The organism is Pedobacter insulae, from assembly GCF_900113525.1.
GTDB classification, from domain to species: Bacteria; Bacteroidota; Bacteroidia; order Sphingobacteriales; family Sphingobacteriaceae; genus Pedobacter; species Pedobacter insulae.
On sequence record NZ_FOPP01000001.1, the window covers coordinates 227165 to 253058 of the forward strand.

Genomic DNA, 25894 nt, shown 5'->3' on the forward strand with positions numbered 1-25894 from the left:
CTATATAGCTAAGCAGTTAGCCGGCTTATAAAAAACCGAGGTTGCTTTTTCATAGAATAAACCAGGAGATATTCCAGAAAAAGAGAGTTCTTTGAATCCTTGTTGAGTTAAAAATATTCTCGCTTGGTTATAGCTTTCCCTTTCTGAATCATCCAATACGATAACGCCCTGCTCTGTTAAGGCATCAACTCCATACTTACAACAATTTACCCGGTCGCGGCCGTCGACTATAATGATGTCGAATTTCTCAGGTAACGATGATGCTTTCTTACTGTATTCACCGTCGGTATCTAATTTACAAAAAATCATTTCCGCATTTTCGGCCTTTTCTTTAACAATTTTCTGGTACCAGGCTTCATCATGTTCAACAGATACTACTTTACGTACGTTTTTAGCATAAAATAACGTAGAATTTCCAGAACCATATTCAAAGATCGTCAGATCCTTCGTTAATCTGGGTTTAATAAAGTCGATAAACGAATAGGTAACCCATGGAATAGGTAATCCTTCACCATCTACCGCTTGTTGGTTATCGAAAGCCTTAAACCAGCCAATGGAATTGAGATATCCCTTATGACCGTGTGATAAGAGAGATAAAAGCCTTTTTGGCTTTGCTATTAAGGTTGCAAATGCTCTGAATTTACTCAACGTTTAACTATTTTTTGAAATAATGAAACCAAAAATAAGGATTTTAACATCATTATTCCTTGTTTGCGGGTCTTTGGAATTAAAAGAATATAAAAGCAAGAAACGAAGCAAGCAATTAAGGTGGCTACCGATGCACCCGTACCTGCATATTTAGGAATAAGCCAAACATTTAAAAGGATATTTATTACTGCTCCTGTCAATGTTCTATAAAACGCTATTTTGGTGTATCCTTCAGCCAGTAAATACTGTGAGCTTGCACTGCCAAGAAATACAAATAAGCCCGACCATATATGGATCGATAGCATAATACCTGCGCCCTCATATTTATCTGCATAAATAAGATGGATAAGTTGATTTGCAAAAACGCTAATGAAAAGGGCTACTGGTAAGCTAATATAGACTAGCAGATCGTATAAATTCATCAAACGCTTTTGATAGCGTTGCATGTCTGTTTTTCGAGCATTGATAAGCGCCGGGAAAACTGAAGTAACAATTGCTACAGGAATGAAATACCAGGCTTCGCTAATTTTAGCTGCGGCACTGTAAATGCCGACTGCCACACTGCCCACGGTTTTAAGCATAATGGCATCAATTTTCATATAAATCGATACCATTACCGCAGATAATATAAGCGGGAAAGATTTTTTTAATAAGGAGATTGCCCGTTGTTTGCTGAAAGTCCACTTAGTTATATTTCCACCTTTACGCTGGTAAATGATCATAAGGCCTATTGCTAAGATTAAGGCATCAAAAAATAATGCCAATACAATATAAAGTAAGGGCAGTTTAAGAATTAGGATACCAATCTTGATAATGGAGGATATTACCAAACAAATATTTTGTACATGAACAACATATTTCGATTTTACCTGCGACTGGAAATAGGCATCTATAATATTAAAAGACTGGAATAGCGAAGTGCAGGCGAGCAGTGCAACATACAAGGTTAAGGTAGTGCCTGGCTGGGCAGAAAGATGATGGTAAGTTAAGTAAATTATAAGGGTAACCGGTATGAGTAAGGCATTGGTTGCTAGGCGCATCCACAAAGACGTGCCTAAAATTTCATCTTTCTTGCTGGGCTCATTTATAATTTCACGAATAATAAAGGTGTCTAACCCTAAGGCTCCAATAGCTCCGGTTATGCCTACAAGAGCCACGGCAAAACTTAAATCACCAAAGGAAGCGGGGCCTAAATATCTGGCGATGGCTAATCCAACAATCAAGCTTAATATTTTGCCGAACATTAACCATCCAGTATTCTTTAAATACTTATAGAATGCTTCTTCATCAAATCCTTTTATAGCTGGTAGCTTCATTGATTAAGTTAACGGTGCGCCAACAGGAATTTCACATTTATGTCCGGGTTTGCCATGTTCAGGGTTTAACCGCTGACCTTTTTCATTAACCATCGAACTTGCAGGGACAGGAGCAGTTTTAGGATCAGCTTGCGTAGCTGTTTGAGGTGCAGGTGTAATGTTAGATGCTTTTGAATTTAAAGGTGCGCCTACGGCGATATCGCATCTATGTCCGGGTGCACCATGAACGGGATTAAGTGTACCGGTGTTGCCAGCTTGCGAAGTGGTTGTTACTGCAGACTGCTGAATACCTTGTAATCCAGTGGGAGTTTTAGGGTAATTTTGGGTTGTTTCCGGCTTTTTGTTGTTACAAGCTACGAAACTCAAAACACAACATACATATAATATCCGTTTCATATATAATTAGCTATTTATTCAAAGATGATAAAATTACCCCGCTAACTCAAAACTATTTTGTATCCGCCTTAATTGTTTAAGATGATGATTTAAATGTATTTCGATAAATCTCAGCCATTGTTTAGCATTCAAATAGCCTAAGCGAGGGTGTTTAATTTTTAGGGCGGGATTGGCCTTACTAAGATGCGGAGATATTTTGGTTAGTTGCAGTTCAAAATCTGTTATAAATTGTTGGGCTGTCATCCTGTTTATTTTCTTTACTCGTTCCATGAGCTTTGGGGGAACTTTATATCTTTTTCCGGGAGGCAGCATGCCGAAAAATAGCACTGCCTTAGCGCCCAAAGTTGTTGCTTCCGTTTTGCCGGTCCCACTTATGCAGTTTTGAATTGCCATTAAAGATAGCAGGCTTGAATCGAAAATGTGCGCGTATACTTCGCTGTAAGACCAGCCCCCAATTGGGGGTAAGAGCTGAAACTCTTCTTCACTTTGAGTAGCTAAATGAACTTTATATGCATCAACAATTTTTAAAATAGACTTGTGTATTTTAGCAGTTCCCATGGAATAAAAATTAAAAGTGGTTAAGTAATTCGTTTAAATGGTTGATTTGCCATTTAACATCGCTGGGCTGGGGAATATTTGAAGGGTTGAAAAAGATCGCGGTGATCCCAAAAGCTTGTGCACCTCTAATGTCGGCTTCTAAACTGTCGCCAATCATGATGCTTTCTTCTTTTTTGGCCTCCGCTTTTGCCAATGCATATTGAAAAATAGTTGGATCTGGTTTATTTACCCCTACATCTTCTGATATAATGACATTAGTAAAATAGCCGTTAAGGTTCGAAACCCTCATCTTAGTTAATGTTGTTTCTTTAAAGCCATTGGAAATAATGTGCAAGGTATATTTTTGCTGTAAGTAAGCCAATACAGATTCTGCACCATCAAATAAATTGGTTTTGGTAGGCCCAACCCTTACATAATCATCTTCAAATTGATTTGGAACTAGCTCGGGTTTTATACCCAGTTCTATAAATGTTTTCTTGAATCTTTCAGCTCTAAGGGTATCTTTATTAATTTCTCCTAAATGATATTTGGCCCAGAGCTGATGATTGTTTTCCGTATAGCGGTCGATAAAATCTGTTGCCGAATGAAGGCCTAATGATTTTAATTGATGGATCTCGTAAAGCTCCAGCAGTGTTTCTTTTGCATTGCGGTCAAAATCCCAGATTGTATGGTCGAGGTCGAAAAAAATGTGTTTGGTCATTGTTTATTTCCGTAAGCTAAATCACCAGCGTCTCCTAAACCTGGAACGATATAAGATTTGCTGGTCATTTCTTCATCGATCGCACCTAGCCATAAATCGGCTTTGGGTAGGTTAGCTTTTACGTGTCTTATGCCCTCGGCACTTGCAATAGCGGATACGATATGAAGCTTTTTAATGTTATATGAGTTAATTAATTCTTTGGCACAGAGCACCATGCTCAACCCAGTCGCCAGCATTGGATCGGCTAAAATAACTGTTTTGCCTGTTAAATCCGGGGCCGAAATATGTTCCATTTGGATGGTAAAATCACCATTTTTCTGGGTTCTTCGGTAAGCTGTGATAAAGGCGCATTCTGCCCGGTCAAAAACGCTCAGTAAACCGTTTTGCATCGGCAGCCCTGCTCTTAAAATGGTTGCCAAAACGGGTTGCGCTGCCAGTACTTTGCTTTTGGCAATGCCTAATGGAGTTTGTGTATTAATTTCTGTATAGGATAGTGTTTTGCTAATTTCGTAAGCAAAAAAAGCCCCAAGTCGTTCCAAGTTCTTCCGAAAGCGCATAGGATCTTTTTGAATATTTTCATCTCGTAGTTCGGCAATGAAAGTATTAGCAATTGCATTTGTCTTACTTAGGTCGAAAATCATTTCTAAAGATAAGAAATAAGACTTACTAAGTTCTTATATTTTAGGTGGAGCTGGAGCAGTAGGTTTGGTGGACTTTATTTTCGAGAAACGATAACTTAAGCTTAAAGAGACATTGCTGGAGTTATTTGTCGAATAGCTTTCAGAGATAAAATTGTTGCCCTGGTTAAAAATAATATTGTTTCTTCTGCCAAATGGATCATTGGTACTTACCCTAACCGATAAGGTGTTTTTAAAAAAGTTCTTTCTGGCTCCGAAGCTGCTGTTAACAGAACCACGACTTCTTCCCTGCGCATTAAGTCTGTTTGCGTAATTTACATTCGATTCAAAGGCGGTTTTATAAGGTAGTTGCATCGAAAGTCCCAGTACAGCTCTTAAACTAAACCCATCTCTATTTAGCGAAGTATTTAATTGCGATGTATATTTGGTTTGGAATACACTAAAGCTAGCATTGGTTGTAATTTTTTGGGTGGGCCGGTAATTGCCATTTAGCATCAGGGAGAAAGCTGTATTAGCTCCAACATTTTTAAAAGTGCTTTCCGAAACTCCACTTTGGTTCACAGTGCGGTAGCGTTCAATTACGCCCATACTCCTCGAATAGGAAATGCGTGGCGTGAAAGACCATTTATTTCCGAAGGCGCCGAAACTCAAATCCATTTGATGGGTATAAGCGGGCGTCAAATCGGGGTTTCCGTACGAAATATTTAAACTATCTGCGTTATTCACCTGGGGGTTAAGCGCATTTTCCCGCGGCCTGTTTATCCTTACGCTATAGGTAGCGCCGAAATTATATCGCTTTCTGAAAAAACGATTTAAAGAAATGTTTGGAAATAGACTTAAATAAGGACTTACATGATAACGCTCGCCTGTAGAAAGGTCGAACTTTACATCGGTTAGCTCAGCTCTTATACCTGTTTTCGCACCCCATCCATTTTTACGATAGTTGTAGGCTGTATAGGCGCCGAGAATGTTCTCGTTATAGAAGAATCTATTGGTTAATTTATCGTCGGTTATGTACTGCTGAGAAGTAAAATTGAAATTCTCTACTAATAAATCGTTGTCGTTTTTTCGGTAATTATAGGCTAATCCAAATTCAAATCGATCTCTTTTCTTAAAAAGTGGTTTGTCGTAGTCCAGGTTAAATGTTAAGCCATTGTTTTCTGTTTCATTGCTGTTTTGCTGCAATGTTGGATTTAAATTAGTAGGGAATGCATACCTGCGGTTAAAAGTCCTGTAGTTATTGTTGGAATTCGTATTGAAAGTTAGCCCCATACTTAACTTTCCTCCGCTGGTATCCGTTTGTAGGTTATAGTCTGCATTGATCACAAAATTGTTGCTATTTCCTGCCCCTAAATTTTGCTGGTTGCGAAGCCTGACCTCTTCTAACGCTTCGTTGATGTAATGGAAATCGTTTCCGGAGCGGTTTTCATTGTCACTTTTATTATAGTTAGTCGATAAACGGAGGTTTTGCTTAGGGGTAATGTCCCAATTTAAACCTAACCTCACAAAATTGCGCTCATTTTCATTGCGGTTATTGTTAAACTGGTTGTTGTAGAAGGTGGTATCAGCAAAGATGTTTTTCCGATAAACCTCTCCATCACTTTTACCAACGTTTTGTCCATAGGCACCACCACCGTTAACGCTATAATCTTTGCCCTTATAAGAGGCATTGACATTGGTGTTTGTATTTCCCTGCAAACCTGCAGTAACGCCCACATTGCCATTGAAACCAACTCGAAATCCTTTTTTCAATACAATATTCAGGATCCCTTCCCCATCACCCGAGTATTTCGACGGGGGATTGGTCATCACTTCAATTTTTTCAATTGCATCGGAAGGCAACACATTTAACAAGTCGGCTATATTGGAAGTCATATACTCAGACGGCTTCCCATCGATAAACACACGTGTACTTCTTTTACCTGAAATAGTCGCGTTTCCATCAATATCAACTTGAACCATCGGTACATTCTTCAGCACATCTGTAGCGGTACTCCCTTCGGCCAGGATAGACGATCCAACATTGTAGGTAATGATATCTGCTCCAAACTCTACTACGGGTTTCTGTGCGGTGATTACAACTTCCGTAAGGGTGCTGGCTTCACTGCTGAGCTTAATGGTGCCCAGATTTTTCTCGAAATCTTTTTCAGTAAGGAGAATTTCACTAATGAAAAGGATTGAAAATCCAACAGAACTGATCTTTACTTTATAGGAGCCAGGCTTTAGGTTGATAAATTTAAAATCACCATTTTCATCAGTTTGCGTAGTAAATAAAGCTTGCTCAGCGCCCGATTCATAAAGTGCAACTCCGGCAAATGGAACGACTAGTCCGCCAACTTCTTCAACAACTTTACCGTGAATAATCCCTTTACCTGCAAAAGCAGCAACATTTAAGGTAATTAAGCTTAAGAAGGTAAGGGCTAAAAAAATCGGAACCAGCTTTTTCAATACTCAGTAACGGCTAAAAATTTTAAAATGATTCTTCATCTGGACGGCCACCTTGGTCGTCTTGTTTCTTAGTTTTCTTAAACCCGAATGTAGTTTTACCGAAGCGATAAGAATAGGTTAAATTAGCCATGGTACCTTGCATCTGTCGACTAAAATCTACTGTAGAAGTATTTCCTGTTGTAGTCATATGCCACCTTCTAGTGCCAAAAACGTCTCTTATATTTAAGCTGATGCTTGATTTTTTATTCGGAAGATCATATTTCGCACCTGCATCCATGCCATACATCGCATTTCTTTTTCCTTGAGCCATTACCTCCGCTGCGCGGTAATCTCCCTTAACTTGTAACGTAATGCCTAATGGGAGTGTAAAGTTATTTGTTAAGTTGGCGTTCCAGCTAAATCCAGCATTTTCTACAATACCAAAAGCGGGCACACCTATAATTTTACTTTGATACAAGTTAACATTTGCCGTAAAGTTCCATTTTTTAACCAAATCAAACCTACCAATCAGCTCCAACCCGCTCGATACATTACGCGTTAAATTTTGGGGTGTTGTAATCGTTATCCCATTTGCATCCGGTTCTGTTCTAATTCTTTGGATTACGTCATCAGTTCGACGCATGTAGGCCGAAGATATCACGGAAAACTTTTTCCAAAAGCGGCTGTAGCTTAACTCAAATGCATGCACATCTTCAGGTTGAAGATTCGGGTTGCCCTGACGATGATTTAACGGGTCTGATACATCCATAAACGGATTAGTATCCCAACCTCTTGGCCTGTTCACCCTACGGCTATAGCTTAGTTGAAGTTGTTGCTCTTCACTAAGTTTTTGAGTTAGATATACACTAGGGTAAATTCTGGTGTAAGCAACCTTACCAGGCGTATAGGCTAAGTTTGAATTGATTTTGTAAGCCCCCATTCTGGTATCTAATCTAGAGTCTTCTCCTCTGAAGCCGATCTGGTAGCCAAAATTTTTAACCTGGTTTTGATAATTGATGTAGGCGGCATGAACTTGATCCTTGTTATTGAATTCATTACTTAGCATATAGTTGAAATCAAATGAGCCGGCCGGACTTAGTTGATCTGCAAAGGTAGAGCTTTCTGAAATTCGAACTTGGCTTCGGTAGCCCGCTTCTAATTTACCGAACTCGCCTAATGGACGCGTATAATCTAACTGGATATTGTAATTTCTATTAAACCCATCTCGATCCGTACGCTGTATATCAATGTCATTTGTGTTGTTACCTTGAACATTGTAAACATTTGTATTGTAAATCTGGTAATTATCATTATTTCCTTCAGAAAAACCGAAACTCGCTGTAAACTCTTCTTTTGGCCTTTTAAACTTCTGTGTAAAATCCATGTTTAAGTCAAAGCTATTCCCCGTTTGTTGTTCGTTGTTATTCCTGTAGCTTAAAGAAAAAGGATTTCGGTTGGAGTATAGCTGATTGATGTTAAGAAACTCATTTTCATCACCATTTCTAAAATTTAAGCCGGTAGAAAGGCTGATAACACTTTTCTCCGCTACATAGTAATCTATACCTGCTTTAAGGTTATGACCTTTGTTTAAATCCTTTGAGTCGTTTTCCTGAGAAGCAAAAGCCAAGGAATTTATTGCAGGATTTAGATATTGTATATTGTTATAACCCCCGCCAATTCTATTGCCATACCTGTAGCTATAATTGCCATAGAGGTTTACTTTTTTATTCTGGAAACTCAAGCTTGTATTTGCGTTATAATTCTCTCGGTTTCCTGCTGTCAATGCTACAGAGCCATTAAAGCCCAATTTTTTATTCCTTTTCAATACAATGTTGATGATGCCGGATTGACCTTCAGCGTCATATTTTGCTGATGGATTGGTAATCAATTCAACACTTTCAATTGAGCTAGCAGGTATAGATTGAAGGATTTGAGCGATATTCCCTCCTGCAATCAGCGATGGCTTTCCATCAATTAATACTTTTACACCCGATGAGCCTCGCAAACTTACGTTTCCATCAATGTCCGTTTGTACCGACGGTACGTTTTGCAATAAGTCTGAAGCTGAACCCCCTTCACTCACCAAGCTCTGATCTACAGAAAATATTTTCTTGTCGATCCCCATCTGCATCGTTGCTTTTGGAGCAGTAATAGTTACTTCGCTTAAAATATTTCCTTTTGCAGTTTTCATTTTAATGGAGCCGAAATTTACTTCCATAACTGCATCGGTTATAGCAACCGAGTCTCTCACCATTGTCTGAAAACCAACATAGCTTGCCTTAAAAGTATAACTGCCTTTTTGTAAAGCGCCTAATAAAAAAACACCGTCTACATCAGACTGTGCTACTTTTACAATGGCTTTTGTTTTTTTATCTAATAGAATTGCCGAAGCGTATGGAATTCCCTCGTTGGTTTCTGCGTCAACAATTTTTCCGGTAATCTTCCCTATACCAGAGCCCTGTGCATAAAGTTTTACAGTGGTAATACAAATAATAGTAATTAATAATAGAACTTTGCTAGTAATACGTCTCATCTAATCTTTTTTCGTTGTCTTTTCTCTTTTGTTATTAAAGAAGACAAAGGTCGGCCTTGAAGGTTTAAAAAAAGAGCCGTAACTATTTTATTACAGCCATTTTATGCTTAACTACGGTAATATTTTTGATAACGAAGGCCTAACTTATGTCCAATTCCGCGAATTAGTAGGCGAACTTTTAGCAGCAGGTAAAACTACTGGTTTAGATAACTCGGAAGATATGTTGCACTACACAAAGTTGAATGTGCAACGCATGAAGCGGATAGAAAAAACAACGGTTTTAAGTGACGAGGTACTAGCTGAAATTGAGAGGATTGAACAGCCTTATCATTTTTTAGTGATCACAGAAGGTTGGTGTGGAGATGGTGCGCAAATTGTTCCTGTAATTAATGAAATTGTTTCGAAAGCGCCGGAGAAATTTTCGTTAAGATTAGTTTTAAGAGACCAGAATATCCCGTTAATTGATGCGCATTTAACTAATGGGGGAAGGGCAATCCCAGTGCTTTTGGTGTTAAATGAAGATAAAGAGTTGATCTTGCCGAAATGGGGACCTCGGCCTGCTGTGTTACAAGTGTTATTGGCCGGGTGGAAAGCAACTTATACAGATTTCGTGCAAATTGAAGAACTGCTGCATGGTTGGTATGCAAAGGATAAAACACAGGAAACTCAAAGGGAATTAGCAGAACTTTTGAGACAACTTATCTAGATGCTCGTGAAGATTAATCAACAGAAACGGTAAGTCCCTCTTGTTGTAATATTTTTCTATAAACTTCCATCTCGGTGAAAGACCCTTCCAAAACAGCACATTTGCCTTTATTGTGTACTTCCCAGGCAATTTTTTCACCTTGGGCTTCAGAATAATCCAAATATTTCATCATGCACCATATTACGTGCTCAAAGGTATTTACATCATCATTCCACAAAATAAGGCGATGAACTGTTTTTAAAGAAGTTAAAATTTCTTCCAGTGTAAATGTTTCTTCCTTTGTTTCTGTAGACATGGTACAAAAATAAACAAATTGTAGCAAATTAAGTATATTTGTTAATCAACCAGGTTATTATGTACAGTTCCAAAATTGCAGGTATTGGTAGTTATGTGCCTAAAAATATTTATACCAACGATGATTTGTCCAGGTTTATGGATACGAACGATTCGTGGATCCAGGAACGTACCGGAATTAAGGAACGTAGATTTGCAGACCGACTCGAAGAAACTACCACCACTATGGGAGTAGCAGCTGCAACTATTGCAATTGAACGGGCGGGAATAACACCTCAGGATATTGACTTTATCATTTTTGCTACACTTAGCCCAGATTATTACTTCCCAGGATGTGGTGTCTTATTGCAGCGAGAAATGAAGATGAAGGAAGTAGGGGCTTTGGATATTCGCAATCAATGCTCAGGATTTATTTATGCGCTTTCTGTTGCCGATCAATTTATTAAAACAGGAATGTATAAGAATATACTGGTTGTTGGAAGTGAAAAACACTCTTTTGCAATGGATTTCGAAACAAGGAGTAGAAATGTTTCGGTGATCTTTGGCGATGGCGCGGGGGCGGTGGTATTACAGCGTGCTGAAAGAGAGGGGCAAGGCATTTTAAGCACCCATTTGCATAGCGATGGTGCGGATGCGGAAATTCTGGCTATGTTTTATCCTGGCTCTCATGCCAACAAATGGCTGAAGGATAAGCCTGGGTATCCAGATCAGGAGTTGGGAGGACTATTTCTCACCACCGAACAATTAGAAAGCGGGGCGGCTTTACCTTATATGGATGGGCCAGCAGTTTTCAAAAAAGCGGTTGTTAAATTTCCAGAAGTAATTAATGAAGCTTTAGCAAATAATAATTTAACTGCGAAAGATATTGATCTTTTGGTTCCGCACCAGGCAAATTTAAGGATTAGTCAATACGTGCAGCAGCTGTTGAAATTGCCGGACGACAAAGTATTCAATAATATTCAAAAATACGGCAATACTACCGCTGCATCTGTTCCACTTGCACTTTGCGAAGCTTGGGAAGCCGGCAAAGTAAAAGATGGAGATTTAATTTGTTTAGCAGCATTTGGCTCTGGTTTTACCTGGGCAAGCGCTTTAATACGATGGTAAATCTTATCTTTGGCTATGCAATTTAAATTAGGTGATTTTGTCCGTTTTGTTGATGAAAAAAGAGAAGGTTATGTGACACGAATTATCGATTCGCAAACTTTAGGTGTTACCGATACCGACGGCTTTGAAATTCCCGTGGCGGTTAGTAATTTAACGAGCGTCCACGGCCATGAAGCTAATGTGTCAAGACCTGATGTGGTTTCCAATTCCTTAAACCCTGTTGATGAACAATTTGTGGAAGAAGGAGTTTATATTGCTGTTGTTGAATCGCAAAAGGCTAGTTCAGTTGTACATTTTACCCTTATTAATCGAAGTTCCTATCAATTGCTGTTAAGTTTAAAAACAGACTTAAAGGGGAAATACAAAGGAGAATTTGGAAGCGTGGTTCAAGCAAAAACAAGCACACAAGTTTACAGTGAAAACCTCGCTGATTTAGAGATCTGGCCTGAATTTAATTTTCAAATTCTGTTTTATACGACTGCTAATTTAAAGCCAAAAGCGCCGTTATTACTTATTAGAAAATTTCGGGCAAAAGATTTTAGTGTTTCGAAAAGTTTGATTCCCGAACTTAATAAATATGGTTGGCTTATCCGGTTAGATGAGCCTTTACCCTTAATAGATGCTCAAAAGTTAAAAGAGTCTCTTTTTAGAGGTTCAAGTGCGGAAATGAAAGTTCCTATTCCGCCAGTAGAAGTAGATTTACATATAGAGAAACTGCGGGATGATCATCAGTTTTTGGATCAATCAGAAATGGTAAATATCCAGTTAGCTTATTTTCAGCAAATGCTGGATGCGGCAATTGTTCACCAAATGTCGAAGATTGTATTTATCCACGGGGTAGGCAATGGAACTTTAAGGCACCATATTCACAAGGTGATCAGCAAGCACCCGCAAGTACGAACCTTTATGGATGCGCAAAAAGAGAAATTCGGTTTTGGAGCAACAGAAGTATTGTTCAAAGTTTAGTTATTTTGGCTCGCCTTTGTCAACAATAATCACTTTGCTTTTTTGATATCCAAACCTTCCCATTAAATCTGTCCCTTCTACTTTTATGGTGTACGACCCGGGCAGGTCGGCCGCATAAAAGGAAAGCTTTGCTTTGCCATTTTCATCCGTTACCACATTGGCATCCCAAAAAATGGTTGAACGCAGGTCAGGGATCGTAGAATTGTGGTTCACACCGTATTTTGGGCTGTAAAATTCTTTGCTCATGTTTATAACTAGCGGTCTATATACCGATAAACCATTAGGCTTATAAACTCCGTTTACTCCATCGCCGGTTCTGGTAGTAATGTCTAAGTAATAACTTACGCAGCCCTTATAAATTTCAATATGTTTTACATCTTCGGCAAACAAATATTCAAAAAATTCTCTGGGTACAGAACCTACATTTTTAGCTTTATCTATTCTTATCCACGACACATGTTGGGTACCTACTACAAAATCTTCCATAGCATGTTCAATCGTAGGGGTTTCGCAGGTCTGCCACCATCTACTCCTCGCAAAGCCGGGTAATTTTTCTTTCATCACATCTAGTAATTTTTTTCGTGGCATTTTTTTGAGTTCTTCCTCGCCGATAGATATAAAAGGACGGGCGTCCCAATTCTCTTCCACGAGTAGGTCTTTTCTAAATCCTTTAATTTCAACCTCTTTTAATAAATTTCCGGTTAACGAAGCGAGGCGATTTTCTTCCTGTTTTAACCTTTTGGCGCCATTTCTATAAAAATTAATTGTAGTGTCATTAGCGTTAACATATAAAGGATATATAAACTTCGTTACTGGAACCAGTAGGCTTGGTATGAATTCATCGACATAGATATTCGATGAGGGAGTTTTACCATTTATTCTGCTTGCTTTGATTACATAATTCGCTGTGTCTATAAGGGGGAGATCAAAAAAACTAAACTCTCCTTTTAAATCGCTTGTTGTAGTCATCATCAATGAATTTTTACCTAAAGAAAGAAGTGTTAAATTAATGTTAGATAGAGGTTTTTTGATTAAGCCAGTAACTTTGCCTTGGATGGTGCTTGCTTTTTCTACATTGAATTTTACCAATTGGTTCGATTCTAATATCTCATTCCAGTTATAGCCTGTCCAACCTTGAGTTAATAACAAATGGTCTAATGCAGCTAGGGTTAAAGGGTCGTTGTTGGCAAAGTACCAGCTAGGATCTTCTATATTCCCTTTAAGGTTACTTTGCAATAAAAAATAGCTGGCAATATTTTCTTCATATGCCTCTTCTTTAACTTGGCTGTTATCTATAACCGATATAGAAAAAGCACCACTCAGGGGCAATCCATTTTCTTTTGTCGATGTAATTTCAAGTGAAATACTATCTCTGGGTTTATAGCTGTATTTATTAGTTTTTAATGCAAGTTCAATTTTTTGCCTATTATTAATAAATACTTGTCGTTCGTTCAGCGGCAATTGATCGGGGGAGAAAAGGGTAAAATGTATTATGCCATCGGGGAAAATATTTTTAGCGAGCTTTAAATTGGTGAACCCATTTTTAAGGCTGAATGAGAGAGCCATTAAATTTTCGTCGCCCGCCTGTGCAATTAACTCATAGTGTTGGTCACTTCTTTTACTTTCACTCGCTTTTATATAAATAAGTAATGAATCTGGTTTGGATAAATGATCTATTCTCATTGTGGTTCCGTTATCTTTTGCCAATGGAAGATCTAGCTGCATTTCTTTTCCATTTTGTTTATAAACGGCAGTATATCTTTCTCCTTTTTTAGGCAATAGGTAGAAGCTGCCCATCCCCTTATAAATGGATTTGAAAATTGATACAACTTCATTTGTGTTATTTACAATGCTGCCTTCGATCTCTCGTCCCAGACCATCAGTATCAAGCGCTTTAAATGCGACTTTCCCGTAAATTCCATTTACCATCACGCCACCTTCTGGCATATATTGCAGGTCGATACCATTCAAATCATGAAGTAATATTGGCACAGTAAGTTTTTTGCTTTTGTCAGTTTTATCAATGATAAAGAAGTAATAAGCACCATTAAGCTCCTTTTCGGACAACGGTATAGTGGCTGCAATTGTGCCATCAATGCTAGTCTGGCGGTCGGCCCGTATCAATCTTTTTTGGTCACCCATTAAATAAATCTCTATATCACGAAGCGCAACGGGCTGTTTGTTAATATTTGTTATTTTGATATTTAGATCTAGTATTCTTCCATTTCCATTAGCATTCAGCTTTTGATCAGTTTCCAATAGCCAAGCGTTTTCCTTAACATTGCCCACGAAGAAGCTTTTTTGAAAAAAGTAGTCGGCGCCAAAGTTCTGTTGCCAATTACTATAGGCCCTTATGGTATAACTGCCGGTATTCAATATTTTATTCAGTGCAAAATCTCCAAATCCTAAACCATTATTAAGAGCGAATACCTTTCTTTCAATTAACCTGGCGCTATCATTAAATAGTTCGACATATATTTTGCCAGATAGCGCAGTATCGGTAGTATGTTTGCCATTCAATAATATACTTTTAAAATAAAGTGTATCGCCAGCGTTGTAGTTTGATTTATCCAGAGACAGATATAGTTTCTCCTTAGGAAATCCTGCGTGGTAAAATTCAATCTTATCAGACAGTGGAAACTTCTGTTGTGCTTTTAAGCCATAGCACATGCAAATGATTAAGATAGTACCAATAAAGATTCTTCTGCTCATATGAGTTATTTTGGCTCACCTTTGTCAACAATAATTACTTTGCTTTTTTGATATCCAAACCTTCCCATTAAATCTGTCCCTTCTACTTTTATGGTGTACGACCCGGGCAGGTCGGCCGCATAAAAGGAAAGCTTTGCTTTGCCATTTTCATCCGTTACCACATTGGCATCCCAAAAAATGGTTGAACGCAGGTCAGGGATCGTAGAATTGTGGTTCACACCGTATTTTGGGCTGTAAAATTCTCTCGGCACATATAAAGGTAAGGGTTTATACACATAGACACCTTTAGCGGGAGCTATCCAGGGGCCTTTACCACTCCGGGTAGTAATGTCTAGGAAATAATTATTACATCCTTTGTATATCGTAATATCTACAATGTCTTCGGCACTTAGTGCGCTAAAAATGAAGCTATTAGTAGCAAAGATGTCGGGATCGTTCGCCGTTATACTTATATTGTTTGTATTTTCTTGATAATTATCCTCCTTGCCATTTAGCACATGGGTATTAATTTTGTCGATCATTACGTGGGAAATAAGGCTCGAACCAAATAAAAAGTTGCTAAAATCATGCCTTTTGGGGCGTGCAGATTCTCCGAAGCAACCATCAGCATAAAAACTGCCTGAGGTAAAGTTCGGTATTTTCTCTTTTAATAGATCTAACAGTGTCTTTCTGCGCATTTGTTTCAGTTCATCTTCAGTAATCTTTTTAAAGAATTTCGCATCCCAGGCCGTTTTTTCTACAAATTCCTTTTCTCGCTGATTTCCGAGTATCACCACCTCTTTTAGTTGATTTCCTGCTGGCTTTATTCGCGTGGAGTCGATTAATTTTCGTTGCTTTTCTACACTTTTGAAGAAATTTAACATCGTGCTGTCAGCATTTACGTACCAAGGTTTAACCGGATTTATAGTTAGCTTATCGTTTGCCGCTTTAAACTCATCAACTGCAATAGTTGCTGCAGCTGTTTTGCCCTTTGCATTTTTGAGCTTAATGGTATATGCTGCGCTGTCGATAAGCGGTAGATCCCTGAATACGAATCTCCCCTCACCATTACTAATCGTATCTGTCACAAAGAAACTCTTACCCATTGAAAGTAAAGTGAGATTAATATTGGCGGCAGGTTTGTTGAATAGACCCGTTACTTTACCCGTTATGAGATTATCTTTTTCTGCCTTGAATTCGGGAGTTTTAACTGGCTTTAATACATCGTCCCAATCATAGCCAACCCATGCTTGGGTTAACAGAAGGTGGTCTAGCGCCAACCAATTGAGGGGTTCATCGTTTGCAAAATACCATCCGGGATCTTCTATATTTCCTTTAAGGCTCGCTTGTAGCAGGAAGTAACTACCAATATTCTCTTCATTTGCCTCTTGCTTAATCTGTTCGTCATCGGTAATGGAAACGGCAAAAGTACCACTTAAAGGAGAGCCGTCTTCTTTTGTAGCCAAAATATCAAATGAAATGCTGTCTCTGGGGTTATAGCTTTCTTGAGCAGTTTTAAGGTTCAGGTTAATTTTATGTTTGTAATTTATGAAAACCCGACGTTCATTTAACGGTAATTGTTCGGGAGAAAATAAGGTGAAATGAATAATACCTTCGGGGAACTTAGCTTTGGCAATTTTTAAATTGGTAAAACCACTTTTAAGGCTAAATGAAAGAGTCATGATATTTTCTTCCGCTGCTTGGGCCACTAAATGATAATGTTCGTCTTTTCTGTTGCTTTCGCTCGCCTTAATGTAAATCAATAGCGAGTCGGGCTTAGACAGGTGGTCTATCCTTATTGCGGTTCCTTCTTCATTAGAAATTGGGAGGTCTTGTTTTTTTTCTATCCCATTAATCGCATAAAGAGCAGTATATTTTTCCCCCGTTTTTGGCAAAAGATAAAAACTACCCATTCCCTTATGCAGTGTAGAAGCTTCGGCAACTACCTCGTTCTTTGTGTCAACTACTTTTAATTTGATGTCCCTGCCTTTTCCGTCAGCACCAATTGCTTTAAAGCCTACTCTTCCATAAATACCATTTACCAGGTGGCCACCTTCGGGCATAAACTGTAAATCTATCTCGTCAATGTCTTGCAATAGGATGGGGAGCATGGCTCTCTTTTTTTGATCTTTCTTATCAATAATGTAAAAGCTATAGTTCCCAGAAATTTTCTCTTCACCGAGTGGGATTTGTGTTTCTATCACTCCTGTTAACGAGGTTTGTAAGTCTGCTCGCATGATCCTTTTCTGGTCATTCATTAAGTATACCTCCACGTCGTGCAAGCCGGCGGCTTCATTTTTTACATTGGTAATTCTTATTTTAAGATCGAGATTTTTTCTTGCCGTATTGGTGTTCAGTTTCTGGTAAGAATCTAATAACCAGGTGCTGGCGTTAATATTACCTACATAAAAGCTCTTTTGGAAGAAATAATCTGTCCCAAAATTTTGTTGCCAATTGCTATAAGCTCTAATGGTATAGGTTCCTTCCGGCAAAGTATTCTTTAAAGCAAAATCTCCATAACCTAGACCATTATTTAAAGAGATCACCCTCGTTTCCATAAACTTTCCGGCATCGTTAAACAGTTCTACATAGATTTTGTCAGTACGCGTACTGGCAGAATGGTTTGCATTTAATAGCACACTTTTAAACCATAAAGTATCTCCTGTATTGTAGTAAGGTTTATCTAGGATTAAATAGAGATTTTCTTTGGGGAAATTTTTATGATAACTTTCTATTTTCTGAACCAGTGGATTAGTTTGGGCGTTTCCTGTTAATGTTGCTAAAATTATAAGCACACAATAAGCTATGGAAATGCAAGTAAACCTCATTTTGCTGCTCTCGTCATTTGTGCTAACATGTCCCACATTTCGTTTGGAATAGCCTCAAGGCCATTCATCTGTCCAGCACCTTGTAACCATTCACCTCCATCTATGGTAATTACTTCTCCATTAATATATCCTGCAAAATCGCTAATTAGGAAAGCCGCTAAATTGGCTAACTCCTGGTTATCACCTACACGTTTAAGCGGTACACGATTTTTAAAGTCAAATTTTTCTGCTAAATCTCCAGGTAATAATCGATCCCATGCTCCTTTAGTCGGGAATGGTCCTGGTGCAATGGCATTGGTGCGAATTCCGTACTTGCCCCACTCTACCGCTAATGAACGGGTTAATGCTAAAACTCCACCTTTTGCACAGGCGGAAGGAACGACATAGGCAGAGCCTGTAAAGGCGTAGGTAGTTACAATATTCAGCACACTTGCCGGTTGCTTAGCAGCTATCCAATGTTTGCCGAATACCAAGGTGCAATTCACTGTTCCTTTTAATACAATGTCGATAATACTCGAGAATGCATTGGCAGAAAGGCGTTCAGTAGGAGAAATAAAATTTCCAGCTGCATTATTTAATAGTCCATCAACTTTGCCAAATTTAGCGATTGCCAGAGCCAATACATTTTCTACTTGCGCATAGTCACGCACATCGCATTGCACTGCTAACACCTGGCCTCCAGTATCATCCATCATTTGCCCGGCGGTTTTTTGCAACACTTCCAGCTTTCTGCTGGTAATGACCAAATTAGCACCTAATTTTAAAAAATAAGTTCCCATGGCTTTACCTAAACCAGTTCCGCCGCCCGTAACAACTATTGTTTTGCCCTTTAGGGCATCATCTCTTAGCATAGGTTGATTGTACATTTTCTTGGGTTTTTGGTTGTTAGTTTTTCCGTTGCAAACTGTCAATTATTGTTTTTAAAATGGCTCTTGTACTGGGCGACCACCATTGCTTTAGCATGATCTCCAGCGTGGCACTTTGATCTGCATTAGTAATTGCTATAAGGTCCTTTCGGATGTTAAGTTTACTTTGCTGCCAGGTATTTCCTTCAAAAGCCATATATTTTCTAGCTTTACGTTCAGCTGCTGTTAAAATACTTTCCTGTTTAACAACTTCGTCAATTAAACCTATGACAAGTGCTTCGTCTGGATTAAATAATTTGCCTTCCAACAAGCTTCTCGCTGCGTTTGCTTCACCTATCCAAAATGAGTAGAGATTAAAAATGCTATTAGGAACAATAATACCTACGGCTACTTCATTTAATCCGATAATATACTTGCCTTCACTCATTACACGTGCATCACACGCCAAAGCAATAACGCATCCTCCTGCGGGGCTATGACCATTTATTGCACAGACTAATGGTTTTTTAAAGGAAGTTATTTTCGCGGCAAAGTTTAAAAATAAGTGCCAGAAGCTTTTAGCTTCTTCTTCATTATAAGCATAGAGCTCGATTAAATCCAGACCTGCAGAAAAGAAGTTTTCTTTGCCGGTTATGATGGCACCGCCAATATTTGAATCATCTTCTATGTTTTTCAACATGTCGGTTAATTCAATAATCATTTCTCTGTTTAAGGCATTTGACTTTCCTCTGCTTAAAGTAATAATGGCAAGTCTATCCTTTATCGTAACTCCTATTGTGTTCATATTTGGCTATTTTACTTCGTAAGTATAAACTTTTCTTCCGAGGTTTCCAAAGTCGTCCATGCCCTCAATGGTAACTTGATAAGTTCCAGGGGTTCCGGCATTGAAAAAGCTAAACTTTGCCAGCCCGTCTGCGTCTGTTTTTACAGTTGGATTCCAGTAAATGGTACTTCTTAAGTCCGCCATCTGCCTGTCGGTTTTTGGGTCATCATAGTTGGGTATGTAAAACTCCTTTTTAGCGCTAAAGCCAGCATCCTTTACTTTAGCGTTATTTGTGGCACGGCTCGCTGCTCCCAGACCGCCTTTCGTGGTAATATAAATGGCCCCTCCGGATGCATCTGGACCCAAAACGCTGGTATTGTAGTCGCTGGTCAATACTTCAATTCCCTCCACATCCCTGGGGTTGATGGTACTTAGAAAATCGGGCATTTCAGCCTGATTAATTTGCACGCCATCAATAATGAGTAACATTGGTGGATTATTGGTAAGCGATCTGTTACCACCACTTTTAAAAACAAACTTGCCTCTTACAATTACCCTGGGGACTTTATAAAACACCGTATAAATATTAAATTCTTTCTCTAATTGGTCAGCCTTGATCAGATAATCTACACTCCCACTTGCATTGGCAGAATTCTTGACATTTAAAGGCGAACCTAAATTTCTTTTTTTACTGATAGTTACCGTATTTAACATGATGCCACTACCTCTTAATTCTTCAAATCGTTCCTTTGTACTTTCTAAGTAGGGGGCAATATTAGTAGAGCGTCCAAACAATTGCGCAGCAGTTACTTTCGGACTTTTATTAAGTGTTAGGTTTATTCCTCTGAAATCTTTCTTAATCTTAGCCTGAAGCATTAAGTCGGCGGTATCTGGAAGATCCAGTCTATCAAACACAAAATTTCCTTTCGCATCAGTGATGGTATCGAGTTTTAAAATCAGGCCCCGTGTTAATGAAAAAAGGCTAACTCTCGCGTTAGGTAGGATTTTCCCATATTCATTGGTTACTTTACCAGTAATCTCCAAAGTAAGCTCGGGCCTGAAGGTAATTTCAGGTTCTTTTGCCGAAACAATATCTTGCCAAATAAATCGTCTCCAGCCTTGTGTGAGCAAAAGGTTATCTAACTGCCGTTCCTTTTCTTCAGTGCTATTGTGGAAGTAATAGTTAGGCCGCTCAATATAGCCTTTAAGCTCAGAGGTTAATAGCAAATTGGAAAGGATAGTGACCTGATCATCTTCCTCAAATGGCACTTTTCCCAGGTCTGTAATGGCTACCGAGAAATTTCCGTCGATTGGATTTCCATTTGCTTCAGTCACTTTTAATTCAAGTTCTGATTTACTTCGTGTAGTGGCACCTGCATTGCCAATATTGATGTTTAGTTGGTCATGGTGGTTGACAAAAACTAATCGTTCTGCTATCGCTTCACTTTTGGTATTGAAAAGGGTGAAATGGACGATCCCAGTAGGAAAGTTTTTGAGGGGTATATTTGCACTGGTATTTTGATTATTTGGTTTAAATGCAAAAGATGCATAGGTTACTCCATTTGCCTGAGCTACTACAAACATCTCTTCCTCACTAATTTTATCCTTACTGGCGCCTACACGTACATTAAAATTTTCATTTGTGGCATTGATGGCAAATGTAAATCCACTTTCCAGTGCATCAGGAAGTTTGAACGATTTTTCCTCCCCGTTTGGCAGCGTAACAATTGCCCTATATTTCTCTCCAGGTTTAGGCAAAAGTGCAAAGACACCCATGCCAGCATGCTCGGTAGTAAATAGGGCCACTTTTTCTTTGTTCTGGTTCACAATTTGTCCAGTTAAATTTGCCCCCATGCCGTCACTGCTTACTGCTTTTACACCTATTTTGCTTCTAATGCCATGTAGCATATAGCCACCTTCAGGGAAGAATTGTACGTCGAAAGTTAAATTTTCCTGCGTTTTAGGGGCAGTTGCAGCTACATCCATCACACTGCCAATAGTTAGCGTTTTTTGAAAGAAGAAACCTTCATCGTAATTACGCATGTAATTAGTATAAGCGCGAATGCGGTAATTGCCCGGTAATAATGAGTCGGTCACGTTAATATTGCCATCAGCGAAACCATTCACTATCTCAAGTTTTGTCATTTTTTTGATTTCATTTTGCGGATCGATCAGATCTACATACAGCACTGCGCTTAAAGACGAGGGCAGGTTTTTTTCTGCGGTTATTACGTAAGCTTTGATCCAAATATCTTCTCCTAATGCGTAATAAGGCTTGTCGACGTGTAAATGAACCTTTTCTTGAGGATAGGTTTCCGTAATTTTAGCTAACTGTTTAAGTAATTTTTCGAGGGGCGTTTCCTCTGCTTTAAAGCTTGAGCAAACAATAACTGTTAGTGTTAAAAAAAGAGAGGTAAGCAATTGTTTCATAGAGATGGTTATGTGTTAGGCTGAATTTTAATTAACTTGATAAGTGAATGTTTCTCGGGCGAGATTACCCAATAAATCTATTCCTTCTATCACTATCCTATATAATCCTGGCTCATCAGTATTGAAGTATTCGAGCTTAAATTTTCCTTTTTCATCCGAAAGAATATTAGGATTCCAATAAACTGTTGTACGGAGGTCTGGCCTAGAATCGGGGTGAGTGTCATATTTGGGCGAATAAAATTGACGGCTAATTGCATAGCCTTTTGGAGAATAGGTAATAATACCTGGACTGTAAGTAGAGACCGAAGATGAACCGCCACGCTTTGTGGTGATCACTAAAACGCCGTTACCGCCTTGCGAACCATAGATAGCCGTATTTCCGATGTTTTTTAATACTTCTATGGTTTCAATATCGAATACATTGATGTCATCCAAAGAAAAACCTGTCATCGACATACCATCTAAAACAATATTCATTGGTCCAGAAGATTGACGTAAATAGGCTTGCCCATTCCGAACAGTTACACCGGCTATTCTGCCAGAAAGATACATAGAAAGTTGGGGTGTATTTTCCAGATCTTTAGCAGTAATGATGGCGTCTGCACGGCCTGCGCCATTTAAGTTGCTGGAATGCTCAACTAATTTTTTCTGACCTACAATTTCTACCTTTTTAAGTTGGATAGTTTTACTGAGTACTCCCCGCTTGGTTAACTCATTAAAATAATCATCACTATTTTGTAGATAGTTTTTTAGTTGCTCGTTTACATTTATTTCGATGTCTCCAATGTTTTTGTTGCTGGTAATCAACTGTCCCGGGATTATATCCAATGTAATCTGCACATCCCGTTTTCCTTTTTCGTTTCGTGCTTGGATAACAAATTTTGCACTGTCAGGAAACTCGAGTTTGTTAAAATTAAACCTGCCTTTAGCATCCGTTAATGTATCAATAGCAAAAATGCCAGCTGAAGAAGAAAACAGCGAAACTTTTCCATTAGGTACCGGTTTTCCGCTATTGGTAGTCACTGTTCCACTAATCTTTAACTCGGTTTCTGCTTGAAAATTATGAACTGGTAGTTGAGAGTTGTCCACGGCCTTCCAATCTATTTTGCGCCATCCCTGAGTGAGTAAAAGATGGTCTAAAGCCAAACGTGTGTTTAAATCAGCGTCCATAAAGTAATAGTTGGGATTTTCAACATAGCCTTTCAAATCAGATGTTAATAGTAAACTCGTCAAGATATTGGTTTCATTAAGCGGGTCAGGCTTTATAGCTGTAGTATTTGTTACTGCAACAGAAAAGCTTCCAACAATCGGCTTTCCAGTGTTTGTACTACTGAGGTTAAGGCTCATTAATTCTCTTTTTTGATAACCTTCTTTCAGGTTCTCAACACCTACGTTTATTTTATCGAGCTTATTGTTCTGGAAAATCAATCTTTCCGCAACCGGGGCATTTTCATCATTGAATAGTGTAATGGTTATAATTCCTGATGGAAGTTCTGATTTTGGCAGGGATGCCGTGGCAACATTTTTCCCTGTAGGAATTTTTACCGAGAAATAGATCGATCCGTTTTGTTGCACAAGCAGGTTTAGCCTGCCTTTTCCTATTAAATCATCGGAAAGAAGGACTTTTAAATTTACCTTGCCAGTATCTGCATTATTTACGCTTAGTACATAACCACTAACGTTTGCTTTTGGTAGATTGAACATTTTTTCGCTACCGTTTTTAAATTTAACCTTCGCTCGGTAAGTCTTGCCGGCTTGCGGACTCACAAAAAAGCTTCCCATGCCTAAGTGTGAACTTTCGAAACTAGTAATCTCAGTTCCGTCACTATCCATGATCACACCTTTAATGTCTTCCCCCTTTCCGTTTGCATTTACTGCTTTAAATGCAATTTTGCTAGGGAGATTTTGTACGAGTGTTCCACTTTCAGGAAAAAACTGTACATCTGTTAAAACAGAGGTGGTAGTGAGTGGAATAAGCTTTGTGATTTTTTGCTTGTCTGCCAAGGTAATTGTCGCAGTTATCTTGCCTGTTTTATAAATGTTGGGTTGTGTATTTACAATAGGTATGGTAATTTCTCCCTGCTCGTTTGTAGTCGCTTTGCCCTTGGTGATAGTTCTTGCACTCAGTTCAACTATATAGCTTACCTCTGTGTTACCAAAAGGTTTCCCCGTTTTATCAGTAAATTGAATGGTGCTGTTAACCTTTTCTTGATTGCCCTCTTGGCTAAACAAGTAATTGGTTTTTACGAAAACCTTATTGGCCCATGAGTTTCCAATTTTAATGGTTTTGTCGAAGAAAAAATTTGGCCCTGCATTCCGCATCAGTTGGGTATAGGCTCTTATTCTATAATTACCTTCATACAACGAATCCGGCAATTTAAAATCACCCCAGCCAATGCCATTTAAAAGTGGGAGTTTTAATTGTTGTTTTAAAGAGTCTTTTTCATCAATCAATTCTACATAAAGGATTTTACTTACAGTCGTTAACGCAGTAGTTCTGGTATCTGTTACGTAAGCCTTGAACCAAATATCATCACCAATTGCATAATAGGGCTTATCTAAATGTAGGTGTACTTTTTCCTGGGGATACTTTTTAGTAAATTCTGTTAGTCTTTTCAGCAATTCGGCAAATGGGTCGTCGGCCACAAAAGCAGAAACACCTAGGGTAGTAATGAGTAATACACAAAGGGCAAAAAACCTCGTCTTCATATGCGGATGTAAATAATAAAGCCTTAAGTTACAAAACCTAAGGCTAATATTAAAGAATTAGTTGATTATATTAAAAGGTGTTTTTCCACATCATGCTTTCTACGGGCTTAGTCGTTTTATTATTGTATTTGGCATTATCTTTAGTGTTATACATGTTTGTAATGTCGCCATCAACAACAAAATATATAAGTTGCCCAATGGGCATGCCGGCATAGATGCGGACTGGCTGTGCGCAAGAAATTTCTAAAGTCCAGGTATTACAAAACCCTACATCGCCTTTACCAGCAGTGGCATGGATATCGATTCCTAACCTGCCAGTACTACTCTTACCTTCCAGAAAAGGAACGTGTGCATGTGTTTCTGTATATTCTAAAGTTACCCCTAAATACAATGTGCCTGGTTGTAATACAAAGCCTTCTTTAGGGATTTCAAAGTGTTCTATTTTGTTATGTGCCTTAGCGTCAAGAACACGATCTTTATAGGTTGCTAAATATTTGCCTAAATGCACATCATAGGAGTTAGTGCCCAGGCAATCTATTTTAAAAGGTTCAATAATAATGGTTCCTTTATCTATTTCTTGTAAGATGTGTTTATCTGAGAGGATCATTTTTAAGTATTTTGGTCTAAATTATGATTATTTTAAGATACTTTTGCATTACTTTTTTAAATAAGAGATGCCGATAGTATATCGTAAAAATATTGATGAGCAAACCAGTCTCGCAGTTTGGAAGATCGAAGAAACTGAAGAACAATTAGTTGCTGGCTTGCAATTAAAACAACATGAGCTTGATGTGATCGCGTCGTTGAGCAACGGAAAGCGTGCATTGCACTGGTTGAGCACGCGTTTACTTTTGCGGACCATGTTAAATACAGCCGAATATATCGATTGCCAAATGGACGACCATGGAAAGCCTTACCTGGTAAATTCTGAAACACAGATTTCATTGAGCCACTCCTACGACTATGCTGCGGTAATTATAAGCAAGAATAAAAAAGTGGGAGTTGATATTGAGTTGATCAAACACAAAATAAAAAGTATCAAGCATAAGTTCTTATCGGATGTAGAATTAGCCCAAAAGCAAATTGGCGATAATACCAATGGGTTATACGTAAGCTGGTGTGCTAAAGAAGCCATTTATAAATGGAATGGGCGGAAAGGATTGGAATTTAAACAACATATCCATATCAAACCCTTTAAACTAAAAGACGAAGGCATTTTGCAAGCGGTTGTCGAGTTGCCAGAAGGAACCAAAGCACTGGATGTAAATTATTTTAAAACCGATGATGGATATATGTTAGGCTATGTAGTGGCTTAGTA

The 25894-nt window shown here is 38.6% G+C and carries 20 protein-coding genes; 4 read left to right on the forward strand and 16 right to left on the reverse strand.

Annotated features, from left to right (window positions below; all coding sequences use genetic code 11):
* From BM207_RS01050 to BM207_RS01085, 8 genes are read right to left on the reverse strand one after another with little or no spacing between them, the layout of a single operon-like run.
* Entirely contained in the window at positions 1 to 648 is a 648-nt protein-coding gene (locus tag BM207_RS01050; RefSeq protein WP_090991701.1) for an FkbM family methyltransferase, read from the reverse strand.
* Positions 645 to 1964, reverse strand: coding sequence for a flippase (locus BM207_RS01055; RefSeq protein WP_090991702.1), 1320 nt, complete (start codon positions 1962 to 1964; stop codon positions 645 to 647). Before BM207_RS01055 ends, BM207_RS01050 begins: the two co-directional genes overlap by 4 nt.
* 3 nt (positions 1965 to 1967) lie before the next feature.
* Positions 1968 to 2360 carry a hypothetical protein gene (locus BM207_RS01060; RefSeq protein ID WP_090991703.1) on the reverse strand — a complete coding sequence of 131 codons (393 nt, stop codon included), beginning with the start codon at positions 2358 to 2360 and terminating at the stop codon, positions 1968 to 1970.
* 33 nt (positions 2361 to 2393) lie between these two features.
* Positions 2394 to 2918 (reverse strand): DinB family protein, encoded by a 525-nt coding sequence (locus BM207_RS01065; protein ID WP_090991704.1) that lies wholly within the window; start codon positions 2916 to 2918, stop codon positions 2394 to 2396.
* Positions 2919 to 2928: 10 nt separating this feature from the next.
* Positions 2929 to 3618, reverse strand: a complete 690-nt coding sequence (locus BM207_RS01070) for a YjjG family noncanonical pyrimidine nucleotidase (RefSeq protein ID WP_090991705.1) — start codon at positions 3616 to 3618, stop codon at positions 2929 to 2931.
* On the reverse strand, positions 3615 to 4259 hold the full coding sequence (gene upp, locus BM207_RS01075; protein WP_090991706.1) for a uracil phosphoribosyltransferase: 645 nt from the start codon (positions 4257 to 4259) through the stop codon (positions 3615 to 3617). Before upp ends, BM207_RS01070 begins: the two co-directional genes overlap by 4 nt.
* Before the next feature lie 33 nt (positions 4260 to 4292).
* Positions 4293 to 6704 (reverse strand): TonB-dependent receptor, encoded by a 2412-nt coding sequence (locus BM207_RS01080; protein WP_245767998.1) that lies wholly within the window; start codon positions 6702 to 6704, stop codon positions 4293 to 4295.
* Positions 6705 to 6726: 22 nt separating this feature from the next.
* The gene (locus BM207_RS01085; protein WP_090991707.1) at positions 6727 to 9216 is read right to left on the reverse strand and encodes a TonB-dependent receptor; all 2490 of its coding nucleotides are present in this window, start codon (positions 9214 to 9216) and stop codon (positions 6727 to 6729) included.
* 103 nt (positions 9217 to 9319) lie between these two features.
* Between BM207_RS01085 and BM207_RS01090 the strand changes: the two genes are divergently transcribed.
* Positions 9320 to 9922, forward strand: a complete 603-nt coding sequence (locus tag BM207_RS01090; protein ID WP_090991708.1) for a thioredoxin family protein — start codon at positions 9320 to 9322, stop codon at positions 9920 to 9922.
* A 13-nt stretch (positions 9923 to 9935) separates the two neighbouring features.
* On the opposite strand, the gene BM207_RS01095 is transcribed toward BM207_RS01090, so the two are convergent.
* A complete protein-coding gene (locus BM207_RS01095; protein ID WP_090991709.1) occupies positions 9936 to 10217 on the reverse strand; it encodes an ATP-dependent Clp protease adaptor ClpS in 282 nt (93 codons plus the stop codon).
* A 59-nt stretch (positions 10218 to 10276) separates the two neighbouring features.
* On the opposite strand from BM207_RS01095, the gene BM207_RS01100 reads away from it, so the two are divergent.
* Complete coding sequence (locus tag BM207_RS01100; RefSeq protein ID WP_090991710.1) at positions 10277 to 11323, forward strand: 3-oxoacyl-ACP synthase III family protein; 1047 nt, start codon at positions 10277 to 10279, stop codon at positions 11321 to 11323.
* Positions 11324 to 11338: 15 nt separating this feature from the next.
* Positions 11339 to 12289: a Smr/MutS family protein gene (locus BM207_RS01105; RefSeq protein ID WP_090991711.1), complete on the forward strand. Its 951-nt coding sequence runs from the start codon at positions 11339 to 11341 to the stop codon at positions 12287 to 12289.
* Here BM207_RS01105 and BM207_RS01110 read toward each other — a convergent pair whose 3' ends face one another.
* The 7 genes from BM207_RS01110 to dcd form a co-directional block, all read right to left on the reverse strand.
* Positions 12290 to 15001, reverse strand: coding sequence for a hypothetical protein (locus tag BM207_RS01110; protein ID WP_143095899.1), 2712 nt, complete (start codon positions 14999 to 15001; stop codon positions 12290 to 12292). It lies immediately after the preceding gene.
* 5 nt (positions 15002 to 15006) lie between these two features.
* On the reverse strand, positions 15007 to 17775 hold the full coding sequence (locus tag BM207_RS01115) for an MG2 domain-containing protein (protein ID WP_143095900.1): 2769 nt from the start codon (positions 17773 to 17775) through the stop codon (positions 15007 to 15009).
* A gap of 29 nt (positions 17776 to 17804) precedes the next feature.
* On the reverse strand, positions 17805 to 18674 hold the full coding sequence (locus BM207_RS01120; protein WP_090991714.1) for an SDR family oxidoreductase: 870 nt from the start codon (positions 18672 to 18674) through the stop codon (positions 17805 to 17807).
* A 19-nt stretch (positions 18675 to 18693) separates the two neighbouring features.
* Positions 18694 to 19458: an enoyl-CoA hydratase/isomerase family protein gene (locus tag BM207_RS01125; RefSeq protein ID WP_090991715.1), complete on the reverse strand. Its 765-nt coding sequence runs from the start codon at positions 19456 to 19458 to the stop codon at positions 18694 to 18696.
* A 6-nt stretch (positions 19459 to 19464) separates the two neighbouring features.
* On the reverse strand, positions 19465 to 21867 hold the full coding sequence (locus tag BM207_RS01130) for a TonB-dependent receptor plug domain-containing protein (protein ID WP_090991716.1): 2403 nt from the start codon (positions 21865 to 21867) through the stop codon (positions 19465 to 19467).
* Between the two features lie 27 nt (positions 21868 to 21894).
* Complete coding sequence (locus tag BM207_RS01135) at positions 21895 to 24576, reverse strand: TonB-dependent receptor plug domain-containing protein (protein WP_090991717.1); 2682 nt, start codon at positions 24574 to 24576, stop codon at positions 21895 to 21897.
* 70 nt (positions 24577 to 24646) lie between these two features.
* A complete protein-coding gene (gene dcd / locus BM207_RS01140; RefSeq protein ID WP_090991718.1) occupies positions 24647 to 25183 on the reverse strand; it encodes a dCTP deaminase in 537 nt (178 codons plus the stop codon).
* Between the two features lie 67 nt (positions 25184 to 25250).
* On the opposite strand from dcd, the gene BM207_RS01145 reads away from it, so the two are divergent.
* Positions 25251 to 25892, forward strand: a complete 642-nt coding sequence (locus BM207_RS01145; protein WP_090991719.1) for a 4'-phosphopantetheinyl transferase family protein — start codon at positions 25251 to 25253, stop codon at positions 25890 to 25892.
* Positions 25893 to 25894: the final 2 nt, after the last annotated feature.